This is a genomic window from Bacillus sp. KICET-1 (assembly GCF_027721405.1).
GTDB lineage: Bacteria > Bacillota > Bacilli > Bacillales > Bacillaceae > Bacillus > Bacillus velezensis.
In genome coordinates this window covers 2,057,683-2,071,803 of the sequence record NZ_CP113515.1, presented here as the reverse complement: position 1 = coordinate 2,071,803, position 14,121 = coordinate 2,057,683, and the positions used below count along the sequence as shown (strand labels likewise).

Sequence of the window (14,121 nt, the reverse complement as noted above, 5' to 3'; positions counted from 1 at the left end):
CTTTAAGTAATTCCGAAGCAGTCACGAGCAAGAAGTTCACGAAAGATAGTATACTGTGTTTAAGTTTATTTTGCAAGGTGTGTTTTTTGCGAATATGCCGTTAAGGGTTTTTTTCTAACAAATGTCCATGATCTTTAGTCTACACAGCTGACGGGTGTTTCATTCGCGCGGCGACGTGACGGATAAGATCAACGACACGGCAGGAATATCCCCATTCATTGTCATACCAGGCGAGCACCTTTACTTTTCGGTCTTCCATCACCATCGTTGTCAGTCCGTCGATGATCGCAGAGTGTGAATTCGTATTATAATCCGAAGAAACGAGCGGCTCATCCGAATAATCAAGAATTCCGTACATCGACGTTTTTGCGGCTCTTTGGAAAGCGGCGTTCACTTGCTCGGCCGACACATCTGTTTTCAGATCGCAGACAAGGTCCACTAATGACACATTCGGAACGGGAACACGCAAAGCGAGACCGTGAAGTTTTCCTTTCAAATGAGGCAGCACGAGCGACAGCGCTTTGGCGGCGCCTGTAGAAGTCGGAATGATGGATTCTCCGCACGCTCTCGCCCTCCGCAGATCTTTATGCGGATTGTCGATATTTTTTTGATCATTCGTGTAAGCGTGAACAGTCGTCATCAGGCCGCTTTCAATCCCGAATTCCTGATCAAGCACTTTGACGACCGGCGCAAGACAGTTTGTCGTGCAGGATGCATTTGAAATAATGACATGTTCATCGGAATTGAATTGCTCTTCATTTACTCCCATGACAATGGTAACGTCTTCATTTTTGCCCGGAGCCGTTAAAATAACTTTTTTCGCCCCTGCTTCAATATGGCTCATTGCTTTTTCTTTTGAATTAAATTTCCCCGTTGCCTCTACGACGATGTCTATTCCGCATTCTTTCCACGGAAGCTCTCTCGGGTCCCGGCGATTGAACAGCATAATATGTTTTCCGTTGACGATCAGACTGTCGTCGGAGGTCTCAACTTCTTGATCGTATTTGCCGTGAATTGTGTCATACTTTATCAAATGAGCAAGCGTTTCCGGGGGATAGCTTGCATTAATGGCTGTTATTTGAATTTGATCATCTTCCATTGCTTTTCTGAACACCATTCTTCCGATTCTTCCAAACCCGTTGATTGCTACTTTTACCTTCATGCTCAGGTCACCCCTTTTTAATATGCCACTCTAATTTAATTTTATTTATATATAGTATAACACATTAAAAGAAATCCGCCAGTACAACTTGATAAAAATCCACCCTTATACCGATCAATATGTTGTTCAATCGGTTTTTTTGCATATAAAATGATCTTTCTTCCATAAAAAAAGCAGGATCAGCGTCTCAGGCTGCCTGCTTTTTTCTTATATTTGTCCCGGTTCTTTGAATTTGTCATTTAAAATGCTGTCCTCTAAAACGGAAGACACCTCGCCGTACCGTTTCGCGATATGCATCGCGCCCCAGTCGCACAGCGCGTTTAAAATTCTTTCCAGACTGTGCCCGTATTCACTCAGCTCGTATTCCACTTTCGGCGGCACCTGATTGTACACGATCCGGTTGATGACGCCGTCAGCTTCCAGCTCCCGCAATTGCTGTGTCAGCATCTTCTGGGTGATGTCCGGCATAAGCCGCTTCAATTCGCTTGTCCGTTTTTTCCCGCGCATGAGGTGGCAGAGGATCACACACTTCCATTTTCCTCCGATCACCTCAAGCGCCGCTTCTACGGATATATTGTATTTTTTCTTCAGCAAACGGTAATTCCTCCTCATCTATAGGAACTAAAAAGTGCCTATGGCACTTAAAAGTACGTTCTTTTCAATGACACTTCTATCGATCATAATGACATTTGCCGGCTGAAAAGGAATGTACTCTTATACTTATATCGTTTACCCGGCATCATTTCAACCATACATTATCGTTCAAGGAGGAAAACAGATGTCTTCACATCGCCAAAGCTATTTACCAGCGCTGCTGGCATTAGCCGTCAGCGCTTTTGCGATCGGCACAACCGAATTTATCAGCGTCGGGCTGCTGCCGCTTATATCTCAAGATCTGCATATACCTGTGACAACGGCGGGGCTTACCGTTTCCATGTATGCTCTGGGCGTGACATTCGGCGCGCCGGTTTTAACATCTCTCACATCCGGCATGTCACGGAAAACGCTGCTGCTCTGGGTGATGTTAATTTTCATCGCCGGAAATACACTCGCAGCGAGCGCTTCCTCAATCGGCGCCTTACTGGCGGCACGGGTCATTTCGGCGTTTTCCCACGGCATTTTCATGTCAATCGGAGCAACAATCGCCGCCAATATCGTGCCGGAGCATAAAAGAGCAAGCGCGATTTCCATCATGTTCACGGGGCTGACGGTGGCTACGGTGACCGGTGTTCCGTTCGGCACCTATCTCGGCCAGCAATTCGGATGGAGAATCGCATTTGCCGTCATTGTGGCGGTAGGAATCATTGCATTCCTCACAAACGCGCTTCTCGTTCCGTCACATTTGCGCAAAGGGACGAAAACCGCATTTTCCGAGCAGGTCAAACTCGTCACAAACTGCCGGTTATTGCTTTTATTTATTATTACCGCGTTAGGCTACGGCGGAACGTTTGTCGTGTTTACGTATTTATCTCCGCTTCTTCAGGAGGTAACCGGTTTTCAGAAAGAAACTGTCGCGGCCATCCTGCTCATTTACGGAATTGCGATTGCCATCGGAAACATGATTGGCGGCCGTTTATCAAACCGGAATCCGCTGAAAGCCTTGTTTTATATGTTCATTGTCCAGGCTGCTGTGCTGTTTGTTCTGACTTTTACCGCGCCATTTAAAACAGCCGGGCTGATCACCATTATTTTCATGGGGCTGTTGGCGTTTATGAATGTGCCGGGGCTTCAGGTATATGTCGTGATGCTGAGTGAACGTTTTGCGCCGAGCGCCGTTGATACAGCATCAGCCTTAAATATCGCGGCATTTAATGCCGGAATCGCGATCGGCTCGTTTGCCGGCGGAATCATTACAGACTCAATCGGAATCATTCATACCGCTTGGATCGGGGCGCTGATGGTGCTCAGCGCGGTCGTATTAACCGGATGGAGCAGGAAGCTTGAAAAGCGGGATCGCACTGCCCTTGAAAGGAGGTGAGTTTTTCTTCAGCGCATTTTGATTGTTTCAACAGACAACTAATAGGAGGAATATATACATGACAACACATTTACAAGCAAAAGCAACATTGCATAACGGAGTAGAGATGCCTTGGTTCGGCATCGGAGTTTTCAAAGTAAAGGAAGGCGCGGAACTCGTCAACGCGGTGAAAACGGCATTGGTGCACGGCTATCGCAGCGTCGATACCGCCGCGATTTACGGAAATGAAGAAGGTGTCGGCGAAGGCATCCGCCAAGGGCTGCAAGAAGCGGGATTAAAACGTGAAGACATTTTTGTCACGTCAAAAGTATGGAATGCCGATTTAGGATATGAAGAAACGTTAAAAGCGTTTGACACAAGCTTAGAAAAACTCGGTTTAGATTATTTGGATTTATATTTGATCCATTGGCCTGTCGAAGGAAAGTACATCGATGCGTGGCGGGCGCTCGAAACCCTCTACCGGGATGGACGCATTAAGGCGATCGGGGTCAGCAATTTCCAAATTCACCATCTGAAACATCTCATGAAAGAAACGGAAACCAAGCCGATGATCAACCAGGTGGAGTACCATCCGCGTCTGACACAGAAAGAACTGCTTGCTTTCTGCACTGAACAAGGCATTCAGCTTGAAGCGTGGTCGCCATTGATGCAAGGGCAGCTGCTTGATCACCCCGTCTTACAAGAGATCGCTGAGGAGTACGGCAAATCAGCCGCTCAAGTGATTTTGCGCTGGGATTTGCAAAACGGTGTTATCACCATTCCGAAATCAACTAAAAAACACCGTATTGAAGAAAATGCAAATGTCTTTGAATTCGAACTGTCAGCTGACGATATGAAGCGGATTGATGATCTGAACGAAAATCTCCGTGTCGGTCCTGACCCTGACAATTTTGATTTTTAACCAGAAAAACACCGTTCGGCTTTCCGAACGGTGTTTGTTTATGCCCAGCCGCTCAATACTTCCTCAAGCTGGTGCTTTGTATGTTCAAGACTGCCGCTGTTATCAATGACGGCGTCAGCTTTTTTTGTTTTGTCCGCTAAAGGCATTTGCGACGTTATCCGGCTCATCGCTTCTTCTTCTGTAAGGGAATTCCGCTCCATCAGCCGTTTGAGCTGAATGTCTGCCGGTACGGTGACGACGAGCACCTTGCCGACAAGATAATCAAGCCCGCTTTCATACAAAAGCGGTATATCCAAAACGACGAACTGCTCTTTTCGCGCAACGGCTTCATCCCGCTGTTTCAGCATTTCCGCACGCACCGCCGGATGAACGATCTGATTCAGCTTCAGACGCTTCTGTTCGTCAGTAAAAACGATAGAACCGAGTTTTTTTCTGTCAATATCGCCATTTTCCAGCAGGATGTCTTTTCCGAATGCCTCCACAATTTGTCCGTAAGCCGGCATTCCTTTTTCCACCGCCTGTTTTGCGATGACATCCGCATCAATGACTGTTATTTTTTTGTCGATCAGCATACGCGCTACCGTGCTTTTGCCGCTTGCGATGCCTCCCGTTAAACCGATGACCAAGCTCAAAAAGCCCACTCCTTCTTACATTTTCCAAATCCCGATGATAATCAGCAGGACTCCCGGCAAAAATGTCATTTTATCTATCCAATTCCATCTTGAGAGCAAATGCCCCGCGTTTATGCCGAGTGAAACAAACAGCGAGCTCATCAGCCCGACAGTCACGCTCATCATAACCGGAGAAAAGCCGAGAATGGCCGCTCCCAGCCCGGCGCCAAACGCGTCAATGGATAAGGCGATACCGAGCAGAAGCGCCTCGACTCCGTTAATGGTTCCGGATTGATCAATATCGGCGCTGGTCGGTTTTTTCAAAATGTGAATCACGATGCCGAGCGATTTCACTTCAAGATTAAGTAGCGTTTTTTCATGCAATAAGTAATCCGGCTCTTTAGCCGGTTTAAAAAATTGCCAGATGACCCATGCCCCGATTCCGATTAAGATCAGCCCGCCCAGTTTTTCCGTGACGGATACGGGAAAAATCTTTGTCAGAAAATGGCCGATCAGCATGGATATAAACATCACAGAGGCTGAACAGCAAGCGATCACGGCAATCGCTTTGAACGGGATTTTCATTTTTCTCAAACCATACGTAAACCCGACTGAAAAACTGTCCAAGCTGACAGCAAAAGCCAAAAGCAGCAAAGAAACAATCTCCATATCCGTTTCTCCCTTTCTCTTGATCGGCAATTGTGACATATGCCTATTGGGTGAATCACAATATATATATGGAGAAAGGTCATCAACTGTGTTAGAAAAAATTCATTCTGCTGCCGCCTGCTTGAACAGCTTCAGTTTATGATTTTTTTTGGCAGCGGGCGCAAAAATGCGTCCCTCTTCCGCCGACCACGATTTTAGAAATCATCGTGCCGCACGACTTGCACGGCTCATCCTTTTTGCCGTATACGTAATGTTTGAGCTGAAACATTCCGATTTCCCCTTGAGAATTGATATAAGACCGGACGGTGCTCCCGCCCGCGTCAATCGCTTCCTGAAGGGTGTCTTTAATTTCTGTATGAAGCGTTTTTATCTGCCCGTCTGACAGACTGTTCGCTTTTGTCTCAGGATGAATCCGCGCCCGGAATAAAGCTTCATCGACATAAATATTGCCGAGGCCGACGACCGCTTTTTGGTCGAGCAGGGCAGTTTTCACCGCGCGGTTCGTTTTTGCAAGCCGCTCTTTTAAATAAGCAGCGGTAAATGCTTCATCATCGGGTTCGGGCCCGAGCTGTGAAAGCGGTAATGCATTTTGTTCCTCTCCCGGCGCAAACAAATGCATCGTGCCGAATTTCCGGACATCCCGGTAGCGGAGCTGTGTTCCGTCCGTCATGTGAAACACGACGTGCACATGTTTATCGTCAGGCTCATCGGCCTGATGAAGACCGTATTTCCCCTCCATCCGCAGGTGGGACACCATGACATAATGATCCAGATGGAAAAGCAAAAACTTTCCTCTTCTTCCGATGGATCGGATCGTTTCTCCTGCAATCTGCCGCGCGAATTCCTCCGGCTCGGCGGGTTTTTTGATGATATTCGGCCATCTGATATCCGCCGATTCAATCGTTTTCCCCTTCACAAGACCGGTCAGAGTGCGCCGGACCGTTTCAACTTCTGGTAATTCCGGCACAATCATCACTTCCTTTTTCTCTGTTTATTTTGCATCGTACCAAGACGGCCCTGAAGCATAATCCGCCTTCAGCGGCACGTCTAATGCCAAAGCATGCTCCATCACTTCAGGAACCAGCTTCTCTAATATTTCAATTTCTTCCTTAGGCGCTTCAAAAATCAATTCATCGTGCACCTGAAGCAGCAATCGCGCCTTCAGGTTTTTTTCTTTCAGCTCAGCTGCCATGTCAATCATGGCTTTTTTAATAATATCGGCGGCGCTTCCCTGAATCGGCGTATTCATGGCCGTCCGTTCCGCAAAGCTCCGCAGGTTGAAGTTGCGGCTGGTCAGCTCAGGAATATAGCGGCGGCGCTGCATAAGTGTCGTGACATATCCTTTTTGCTTCGCTTCCTGCACCGACTCTTCCATATACGCCTTGACGCCCGGGAAGCTCTCCAAATAGCGGTCAATAAAAGCGCCCGCTTCTTTCCGGGTGATGCCGAGGTTTTGTGACAGCCCGTAATCACTGATGCCGTAAACAATGCCGAAATTGACGGCCTTTGCCTGGCGGCGCATCGCTTGTGTCACTTCATCTTCACTGACATGAAACACGTCCATGGCGGTTTTTGTGTGAATGTCCATGTCATTCGTAAACGCTTCGATCAGATTTTCATCTTTTGAAATATGCGCAAGCACCCTTAATTCAATTTGTGAATAATCGGCGGCGAAAATAAGCCAATCCGGTTCGGACGGTACGAAAGCCTGACGGATTTTCCGCCCTTCCTCCAGCCGGATCGGAATATTTTGCAGGTTCGGATCCGTTGAGCTGAGGCGTCCGGTTTGAGTCAACGCCTGATTGAACCGTGTATGCACCTTATGAGAATCCTTGCGCGTGACTTTCAGCAGCCCTTCTATATAAGTCGATTGAAGCTTGCCGATTTGTCTGTATTGCAGAATGTAAGCGACGATATCATGTTTGTCTGCGAGCTTTTCCAGGACATCGGCTGAAGTGGAATAGCCTGTTTTTGTTTTCTTTACTGGCGGCAGGCCGAGCTTTTCAAACAGAATGACGCCGAGCTGTTTTGGTGAATTGATGTTAAACGGTTCACCGGCGATGTCATGGATTTTTTCTTCATATTCTTTCAGCTTCGCCTTAAGCTCTTCGCCCATTCGCTTCAGTCTTTCAACGTCCACTTTGACGCCCATTGATTCCATTTCTCCGAGAATAAGCGCAAGCGGGAGTTCGAGATCTTCATATAATTCAAGCTGATTATTTTCTTCCAGCGCGTGCAGCAGTTTGTCACGGAGGCTGTTAACGGCAGACGCTTTCCGCGCGAGATGATCGGCAAGCTCTTTTTCAGCCGGAACGGCGCGCTTTGCGCCTTTTCCGTATACCGCTTCATCTTTTGAAACGATATTCAGCCCGTATTCTTTCGCTACGCTCGCGACATCGTCGTACGAGTTGCCCGGGTTTATAATGTAGGCAGCAAGAAGCGCGTCAAATTCCGTTCCCTTCAGCTCAATTCCCTGCCAGCGCAAAGCGACGACGGAACGTTTGCTGTCGAACACCCACTTTTTCATCGATTCATCTTCAGCCCAAGATTTAAAAGCTTGAGACTGAATGGCGATTTCTTTCGGAATATAATAAAGACCTGTTTCATTCACGATGGAAAAGCCGAGGATCGGTTCTTCGTGATAGTTATCACCGATTTGTTCGACGACCAAAGCGGACGGCGAAACGAGCATATCTTCGGTGATTTCTTCTGCCGTTTCGACATTGATGTCTTCAAAATTTTCTTCCGCCGTTTCGCCGCTTTCTTCACCGAGCCGCTCAAGAAGCATATTAAAACCGAGGTCTTTAAAAATGGCAACAACTTGTTCACGGTCAAACCCTTGGTAATCTAAATCTTCGGGCTTGACTTCAATCGGCGCATTTGTCATAATCGTCGCCAGCTCTTTGCTCATCAGGGCTTGTTCCTTGTATTCTTCAAGCTTTTCTTTTAATTTTTTTCCGCTGACTTCATCAATGGAATCAAGCAGTTTCTCAACCGAATGGAACTGCTTTAAGAGCTTAATCGCGGTTTTTTCTCCGACGCCGGGGACGCCCGGTATATTATCGGATGAATCCCCCATTAATCCCTTCATATCAATGATTTGCAAAGGGGTCAGACCGTACTTTTCCTGCACGTGCTCCGGCGTGTAATCTTCCACGTCGGTAATGCCTTTTCTCGTAATGGCAACGGTCGTTTTCCCGGTTGCAAGCTGGGTTAAGTCCTTGTCCCCCGAAACTACCTTTACTTCGAAGCCTTCTTTTTCAGCAGATACGGCAAGGGTGCCGATAATATCGTCCGCTTCATATTCAGGAAGCTCGTAGCGGCTGATTTTGTAGGCATCAAGGAGCTCACGGATGAACGGCATCTGTTCTGAAAGCTCCGGCGGCGTTTTTTGTCTTCCGCCTTTATATTCTTTAAACGTGCTGTGGCGGAAAGTGGTTTTTCCCGCATCAAAAGCCACCAGCATGTGGGTCGGCTTTTCATCTTCCAGCATCTTCATTAAAATCATCGCAAACCCGTATACGGCATTTGTATGGATGCCTTTTTCATTGCTTAAAAGCGGCAATGCAAAAAACGCCCGGTATGCCAGACTGTTTCCGTCGACAAGCACTAATTTTTTTCGTTCCGTCATTCAATATCCTCCTAAGAGCAAAAGCTCGTCATTCCTCTATTTTTAAATCTCACAGCTTCTCTTATTTTAACAAAGTTCAATTTGAAAGGAAAATGAGCGAACCCCGTGAAAACGCAAAAAAGGACGGGAACAAGAAAACACGTTCCCGCCGTCAAAATTGGCTCCTTGGATGAAGGGGTTCTGTTATATCCTAACAAGATAGGTTTAACAGGCCATGAAGAAATTGTTAATCCTTTGTAAAGCTGATCACGCTTCCGGCTGCCGCTTCAGCGTCACGGTAAATACAGTCCCCTGTCCCGGCTCGCTTGTGACCTCGATTTTACCTTCATGGGCTTCTATTAAGTGCTTTACGATGGCGAGGCCGAGCCCGGTTCCTCCCGAGTTGCGGCTTCTGTCTTTATCCACGCGGTAGAATCTCTCAAATATCCGCGGGATCTCTTCCTTCTGAATGCCGATTCCCGTATCGGACACTTTGATATCGACAACGGTTTCTTTCACATGTACCGAAATCCCCACCGTCCCTTTTTCAGGCGTGTAGGTCAGGGCATTGTTCGCCAGATTCAAAAATACCTGCTTCAGCCTGTGCGCATCACCCGTCACAAAAATCGGCTCTTCCGGGAGATCGAGCTGAAAGCTGATGCCTTTTTCCGCAGCCTTATGCCGCAAAAGCGCCTCAATTTCATGCAGAATTTTTGCGGCGTCAAAGGACTCTACACGCATCGTAAAGTTTTGCTGCTCCATCTTGGATAAATCCAATAAATCCTGCACGAGAGATTGGAGCCGCTCACTTTCTTTCAGAATGATAGACAGAAAGTCTGAAAGCGCCTTTTCGTCTTTCATCGCTCCGTCTAACAGTGTTTCCGTAAAGCCTTTAATGGAGGTGATCGGTGTTTTCAGTTCATGGGAGACATTGGCGACGAAGTCCTTTCTCATCTGCTCCAATTTTTTAATTTCCGTCATATCGTGAAAGACGAGGACGATGCCCTTCCATTCATCGTCAGGGCCCATGATCGGAACGCCGTCAACTTCAAAGTAGCGCCGCTCAATATTGATGGGAAGTCTGAGCAGCTGGCATTTTTTCGTCTCGGTCATAAAAATGTCTTCGACAAGCCGAATGATCTCCTCATGTTCAAACGCATCATGGTAAAGACGCCGAAGCAGACGTTCAGGCTTTGTATGAAACTGCTTCGTGTATGATCGGTTCACGAGATTGATAAAACCTCTCCCGTCTATTAAAATCAAACCGGATCCGATATTTTCAATGACGGTTAACAGACGATCGCGCTGCATATCCTGCGTTCTCGTCATTTCCATTAAATCGACCGCCAGGCTGTTCATCGCACGCCCGAGACGGTCCGACCGCCTTGCGTAACCGCTGTAGGAGCGGGCGTCATAATTCCCTTTGGACAGCTCCGTCGCCACCTTTGTCGCGGCGTCGATGGATTTTTTGTAACGGGACGTCATGTTTGTATAAAAGAAAACGATAATGATAAAAGCGGTACAAAGACTTGCTGCCAGCATGCCCCACATTTCTCCGGCAACGCTTGAACCGCCGTTGATCTCAGAGGAAACGAGTACATACCCCGCAATTTTCCCGGCGTCATTTTTTACGGCAGTGCCGCGGATGACTTTGCTTTTCGACTGTACGGCTTCCTCACTTTTATTGTGAGAAATGAACTCCTTTACGGCTGAATCATCAGCATGACTGCCGGAATGATATACGGCGTCACCCTTCTCGTTGAGCACGGCGACGTTTATACCGAGGGTGCGGCCGGCATCACGGATTACCGTTTCATTGCTTTTATTGCCAATTCGGCCGGTGTCAAGAAGGCCCGCTATGTATACCGATTCCTTTTTCAGCTGATCCGCCGTTCTTTCTTCAGCGGATGAAGAAATAAGCTGCTGTAAAAAAAGGCCGAGAACACTGAAAACCAATATGATACATACAACGAGTAAAGCGAACAGACGCACACGGACTTTATTCATTCATTTTTGGCTCCTCCAGTTTATACCCCAAACCTCTGATTGTTTTAATATAGATGGGTTTTTTGGTATTTGATTCGATTTTGTCGCGCAGATGGCTGATATGAACGTCAACAATCCGGGTATCCCCGGCAAAATCATAGTTCCAGACCGCGCTCAGCAGAAGATCTCTCGTCAGCACTCTTCCCTTATGTTTTCCCAAATACAGAAGCAGTTCAAATTCTTTAGGCGTCAGTTCCAGCTGTTCTGACTTAAAGTACGCTTCGTAATGCTCCGGAAGAATTTTCAGCTCGCCGATGAGGATCTGCCCGTCCTTTTCCTCTTCTCTGCCTTGTGACAGCGAAGAAATGTCAGCCCTTCTTAAAATGGCTTTCACCCGCGCAGTGACTTCCCGCGGACTGAACGGCTTTGTCATGTAATCATCCGCTCCGAGCTCCAGTCCCAGCACTTTATCAAACTCCTCATCTTTTGCTGTCAGCATCAAGATCGGAACCATCATTTTCTGCTGTCTGAGCTGTTTACAGACGTCGATTCCGTCCACTTTCGGCAGCATGACATCCAGTACGATTAAATCCGGATTTTCATTCTCTGCCTGCTCCAGAGCCTCTTCGCCGTCTGATGCGGTGATGACATCATAGCCGGACCGTTCCAGATTATACTGTAAAAGAGTAACGATAGATTGTTCATCATCTACAACTAAAATTTTTTTGTTCATGCTGCGCCCTCCGCTGTCTATTTTCCCCGACATCCAATTTTCTCTATTTTATGTGCTGCATATCACTTTATGATTTCATTTTATCCAATACTGCCCGTTCAGACAATTCGCCTTTTTGATCATTTTCAGAGAAAGGATCGCTCAGGGAAAAAGAAAACGCTTTCATTAATTGTAAAAAGAGGAAGGCTTCTGATTCGGAAGCCTTCCCTTTTTTCTTATGACAATACTTTCATCACGTTTTTGACAGATTCAACTGATTTACTCAGCTGCGCTTTTTCATAGTCTGTCAGTTCAAGCTCGATGATTTGCTCTAGGCCGTTTCCTCCGATAATCGTCGGTACGCCTAAGTAAATGCCTTCATGACCGTATTCGCCTTCTAAGTAAGCGATGGTCGGAAGCACGCGGCGCTGATCTTTCAAAATGGCTTCTACCATTTCAGTCAGTGATGCAGCAGGCGCATAGTAGGCGCTTCCGTTGCCGAGAAGGTTGACGATTTCCCCGCCGCCTTTTCTTGTGCGTTCTACAATCGCATCAAGACGGTCTTTCGGGATAAGCGTTTCAAGCGGAATGCCGCCCGCATAGGAATAACGGACGAGAGGAACCATGTCGTCACCGTGTCCGCCAAGAACAAAACCGGTCACATCTTTTACAGACAGGTTTAATTCTTCAGCGACGAATGTTCTGAATCGCGCAGTGTCAAGCACTCCGGATTGTCCGATGACGCGTTCTTTCGGGAAGCCTGATTCTTTGTACACCGCATATGTCATCGCATCAACAGGGTTTGTCAATACAACGATAATGCAGTCAGGAGAATATTTCACTATCTCACGTGTGACGCTTCTCATGATTTTTTCGTTTGTAGATACGAGATCATCACGGCTCATGCCTGGTTTTCTCGCAATTCCGGCTGTGATGACGACGATATCAGAACCGGCTGTGTCCTCGTAGTTGGACGTGCCTGTGATTTTCGCGTCAAATCCTTGAACCGGACTTGCTTCGAGCATGTCTAGCGCTTTTCCTTTTGTCGGGTTTTCTAATTGCGGAATATCAACGAGCACAACGTCTGCAAGCTCTTTTTGAGCTGTAAGAAAGGCTGTTGTCGCTCCCGTAAATCCTGCTCCGATAACAGAAACTTTACTGCGTGTTTTTCCCATGATTCTCTTCTCCTTTTTTGGCTTCATTAGAAGTCTGCTTTAGGTTCAGTCCATGTTTTTGATTAGCTCTTCACCAAACTCTGAACATTTCACTTCAGTTGCACCGTCCATTAATCTAGCAAAATCGTACGTTACTACTTTTGAAGCAATCGTTTTTTCCATAGATTTAATGATCAAGTCAGCAGCCTCATTCCAGTTCAGGTGTTCAAGAAGAAGCACTCCTGAAAGGATGACGGATGACGGGTTGACTTTGTCAAGGCCGGCATATTTAGGAGCCGTTCCGTGAGTCGCTTCGAAAATCGCATGGCCTGTTTCATAGTTGATGTTCGCTCCCGGCGCGATTCCGATTCCGCCTACCTGAGCGGCAAGCGCATCAGAGATATAGTCTCCGTTTAAGTTCATAGTCGCCACGACGTCGAATTCGCTCGGACGGGTCAAGATCTGCTGAAGGAAAATATCAGCGATGCTGTCTTTGACGATGATTTTTCCTGCCGCTTCCGCGTCGCTCTGCGCTTTATCAGCCGCTTCTTTTCCGTCTTTTTCGACAATGCGGTCATATTCAGCCCAAGTGAATACTTTATCTCCGTATTCTCTTTCGGCAAGCTCGTAGCCCCAGTTTTTAAATGCCCCTTCAGTGAACTTCATGATGTTTCCTTTGTGGACAAGCGTGACAGACTTACGGCCGTTTTCGATCGCATACTCAATGGCAGCTCTGACTAAGCGGCTTGTGCCTTCTTCAGAAACAGGTTTGATGCCGATTCCTGACGTTTCAGGGAAACGGATTTTGTTAACACCCATTTCATTTTGCAGGAAGCTGATCAGCTTTTCAACCTCTTCAGAACCTTTCGCATACTCAATTCCGGCGTAAATATCTTCCGTATTCTCGCGGAAAATGACCATATCCGTATCTTCAGGACGTTTGACCGGAGAAGGCACTCCCGTGAAATATCTGACAGGGCGCAGGCACGTAAACAAATCAAGCTCCTGTCTCAGCGCCACGTTCAGAGAACGGATACCGCCGCCGACCGGTGTCGTCAGAGGACCTTTGATGGCGATGAAGTACTCTCTGATGTCTTCCAGCGTTTTGGCAGGAAGCCACTCACCTGTTTTATTATAAGCCTTTTCACCGGCATAAACTTCTTTCCACGTGATTTTTTTCTCGCCTTTATATGCTTTTTCAACAGCGGCTTCCAATACTTTAGAAGCGGCGTTCCAAATATCAGGGCCTGTGCCGTCGCCTTCAATAAACGGGATAATCGGATTATTTGGTACGTTTAATACTCCATTAGAGACTGTAATTTTTTCACCTTGTGACAC

12 protein-coding genes are annotated in these 14,121 nt (G+C 47.1%); 2 read left to right on the top strand and 10 right to left on the bottom strand.

All coding sequences use genetic code 11. From position 1 onward, the window contains the following. Positions 1-139: 139 nt before the first annotated feature. Both OVA33_RS10680 and OVA33_RS10675 read right to left on the bottom strand, forming a co-directional pair. Positions 140-1,162, bottom strand: a complete 1,023-nt coding sequence (locus OVA33_RS10680) for a glyceraldehyde-3-phosphate dehydrogenase (RefSeq protein WP_063636774.1) — start codon at positions 1,160-1,162, stop codon at positions 140-142. 207 nt (positions 1,163-1,369) lie between these two features. Beyond that, positions 1,370-1,756, bottom strand: a complete 387-nt coding sequence (locus OVA33_RS10675) for a winged helix-turn-helix transcriptional regulator (protein ID WP_003152469.1) — start codon at positions 1,754-1,756, stop codon at positions 1,370-1,372. 184 nt (positions 1,757-1,940) lie between these two features. On the opposite strand from OVA33_RS10675, the gene OVA33_RS10670 reads away from it, so the two are divergent. Together OVA33_RS10670 and OVA33_RS10665 are read left to right on the top strand one after the other, a co-directional pair. Beyond that, on the top strand, positions 1,941-3,140 hold the full coding sequence (locus OVA33_RS10670) for an MFS transporter (protein WP_025649715.1): 1,200 nt from the start codon (positions 1,941-1,943) through the stop codon (positions 3,138-3,140). A 58-nt stretch (positions 3,141-3,198) separates the two neighbouring features. Further along, positions 3,199-4,041, top strand: a complete 843-nt coding sequence (locus OVA33_RS10665) for an aldo/keto reductase (RefSeq protein ID WP_025649716.1) — start codon at positions 3,199-3,201, stop codon at positions 4,039-4,041. Positions 4,042-4,079: 38 nt separating this feature from the next. On the opposite strand, the gene coaE is transcribed toward OVA33_RS10665, so the two are convergent. From coaE to icd, 8 genes are all read right to left on the bottom strand, one after another. After that, a complete protein-coding gene (coaE, locus tag OVA33_RS10660) occupies positions 4,080-4,673 on the bottom strand; it encodes a dephospho-CoA kinase (protein WP_017418339.1) in 594 nt (197 codons plus the stop codon). Between the two features lie 15 nt (positions 4,674-4,688). Then, on the bottom strand, positions 4,689-5,321 hold the full coding sequence (gene ytaF / locus OVA33_RS10655) for a sporulation membrane protein YtaF (protein ID WP_003152461.1): 633 nt from the start codon (positions 5,319-5,321) through the stop codon (positions 4,689-4,691). Positions 5,322-5,457: 136 nt separating this feature from the next. Next, positions 5,458-6,288, bottom strand: coding sequence for a DNA-formamidopyrimidine glycosylase (mutM, locus tag OVA33_RS10650; RefSeq protein ID WP_021494431.1), 831 nt, complete (start codon positions 6,286-6,288; stop codon positions 5,458-5,460). Between the two features lie 24 nt (positions 6,289-6,312). Then, entirely contained in the window at positions 6,313-8,952 is a 2,640-nt protein-coding gene (gene polA, locus OVA33_RS10645) for a DNA polymerase I (RefSeq protein ID WP_063636775.1), read from the bottom strand. Positions 8,953-9,198: 246 nt separating this feature from the next. Further along, entirely contained in the window at positions 9,199-10,938 is a 1,740-nt protein-coding gene (gene pnpS / locus OVA33_RS10640; protein WP_014418614.1) for a two-component system histidine kinase PnpS, read from the bottom strand. Further along, a complete protein-coding gene (locus OVA33_RS10635) occupies positions 10,931-11,650 on the bottom strand; it encodes a response regulator transcription factor (RefSeq protein ID WP_014418615.1) in 720 nt (239 codons plus the stop codon). Before OVA33_RS10635 ends, pnpS begins: the two co-directional genes overlap by 8 nt. A 215-nt stretch (positions 11,651-11,865) precedes the next feature. Beyond that, positions 11,866-12,804, bottom strand: coding sequence for a malate dehydrogenase (gene mdh / locus OVA33_RS10630; protein WP_003152455.1), 939 nt, complete (start codon positions 12,802-12,804; stop codon positions 11,866-11,868). A gap of 45 nt (positions 12,805-12,849) precedes the next feature. Continuing rightward, positions 12,850-14,121, bottom strand: coding sequence for an NADP-dependent isocitrate dehydrogenase (gene icd / locus OVA33_RS10625; protein ID WP_014418616.1), 1,272 nt, complete (start codon positions 14,119-14,121; stop codon positions 12,850-12,852).

Excerpts from the sequence above, each read along its gene's own strand:
- ytaF (WP_003152461.1), bottom strand. The coding sequence starts at position 5,321 with ATGGAGATTGTTTCTTTGCTGCTTTTGGCTTTTGCTGTCAGCTTGGAC.
- pnpS (WP_014418614.1), bottom strand. The coding sequence starts at position 10,938 with ATGAATAAAGTCCGTGTGCGTCTGTTCGCTTTACTCGTTGTATGTATC.
- OVA33_RS10670 (WP_025649715.1), top strand. The coding sequence starts at position 1,941 with ATGTCTTCACATCGCCAAAGCTATTTACCAGCGCTGCTGGCATTAGCC.
- OVA33_RS10665 (WP_025649716.1), top strand. The coding sequence starts at position 3,199 with ATGACAACACATTTACAAGCAAAAGCAACATTGCATAACGGAGTAGAG.
- OVA33_RS10680 (WP_063636774.1), bottom strand. The coding sequence starts at position 1,162 with ATGAAGGTAAAAGTAGCAATCAACGGGTTTGGAAGAATCGGAAGAATG.
- mdh (WP_003152455.1), bottom strand. The coding sequence starts at position 12,804 with ATGGGAAAAACACGCAGTAAAGTTTCTGTTATCGGAGCAGGATTTACG.
- OVA33_RS10635 (WP_014418615.1), bottom strand. The coding sequence starts at position 11,650 with ATGAACAAAAAAATTTTAGTTGTAGATGATGAACAATCTATCGTTACT.
- polA (WP_063636775.1), bottom strand. The coding sequence starts at position 8,952 with ATGACGGAACGAAAAAAATTAGTGCTTGTCGACGGAAACAGTCTGGCA.